Annotated in this window: 1 protein-coding gene and 1 pseudogene; one reads left to right on the top strand and one right to left on the bottom strand. The window is 35.5% G+C overall.

All coding sequences use genetic code 11. The features are described from left to right. Window positions 1–601: pseudogene (locus Aru01_RS18250) on the top strand (SGNH/GDSL hydrolase family protein); the annotation flags it as partial. An 8-nt stretch (window positions 602–609) separates the two neighbouring features. Here Aru01_RS18250 and Aru01_RS18245 read toward each other — a convergent pair. Next, window positions 610–1,408: SGNH/GDSL hydrolase family protein (locus Aru01_RS18245; protein ID WP_042111796.1), on the bottom strand; the 799-nt coding region annotated here is incomplete at its 5' end.

Here is a 1,408-nt window from a genome sequence, read left to right as displayed (position 1 = left end):
TAAAGATCGCAACTTGGTTTTTGACTCAGTTTTAGAATTTTGCAATAGTATTGGCATTCATACATTGGATTTAAGAGTCGCTTTTTCAAATAAATATGAATTATTTTTCGATCCCGTTCATACTAATGCTATGGGCTCAATCGAGGTTGCTAAATATCTCTATGAACATCTTGAACCAAGATTTATTAAATATAAATTAGAGAGCCCTAGACTCACACAAAAACACTTATTGGAAAGTTTGGCTCTAACTAAGTCAGCAGTCTGGTTAGATGAAATTCTCCTTCCAGCCCAAAGCAACCAAAAAATAACTATAAGTTTTGAAATAGATTGCCCTTCTGATGTAAGTAGAGATAACTGTGCATTATTTATTGTTGATTATGATCAACAAGACTTAGAATATGATCAAACCAAACTTTCCTACTCAAGTGCTGTTGGATGGTACAAATATATTTTAACTAAAACTAACTGTAAATATAGAATTTCATATACATTCAATGTACCAGCTGGAATACCAAAGATTAAAATTGGATTCCAGTCTTGGTATACAAATGCTGAAATAAAACTTACAGATGTACAGGTTTATATTCAAGAACTTGGTTAGTAATTGCCTTATAAAGATGAATTCAGAAATGAACTTATCTTCATCGCCCAGTGTTTATTACCTTCTATCGCTTTTGGATGAATACCATCACGTAAATAGTATGTATAGTTATAGCGATTTACACCGCTATTGCTGTACATATCAAATGCTGGTACATGATATCTTTCTGCTACATCCAAAATTGCTTGCTGATACTCCTTTAAATATCCATTTGAAGTTGCAATATCGTCAGAATTATCCGATGCTCCACTAGTTGTAGTTCTTAATCGATATGACATACCAATCAAAACTATCTGAATATGCGGATATTTTAATTGAATCTCCTCAACTGAGTAACACATAGCACCTTTGAATGTCATTCCATTTGGGTCTGCAACTAACTCTGTGCCGACAGGATTTCCTGTCCAATCATTTGTACCAAATGCAATAACCAGAATATCGACTTTGCTCCAATCTAGATTTGCCATCGCGTTAGCCTGCGGTGTATTGTCATCATTCTTATTATCCCGAGTCCATTCTGCACCTGCTATAAGGCTAGAATAATCGTTCGTATTTATGCACTTAGCAATATTATATAAACACTGCTTATCATATCCATCTGGGCTTGAGGTATAACGACCTGCTCTACAACCACCAAAACCAAACTTATGAATAGTAGCACCATTCATATTGCCAATACGCTCTGGATAATCACCTTGCTCTACAATTGAGTCGCCAAGAAAAGCTATTGTTTTCCCTGAGAGTGAAGACATACCAGCACTAGAAGTAGGACCACTCCATTCACTCCAAACCCTAACACCACCTACC

Origin of the sequence: Acinetobacter rudis, assembly GCF_000829675.1 — a bacterium.
Taxonomy (GTDB): Bacteria; Pseudomonadota; Gammaproteobacteria; order Pseudomonadales; family Moraxellaceae; genus Acinetobacter; species Acinetobacter rudis.
The sequence above is the reverse complement of the archived record's forward strand: the minus strand, read 5'-3'. Positions and strand labels throughout refer to the sequence as shown.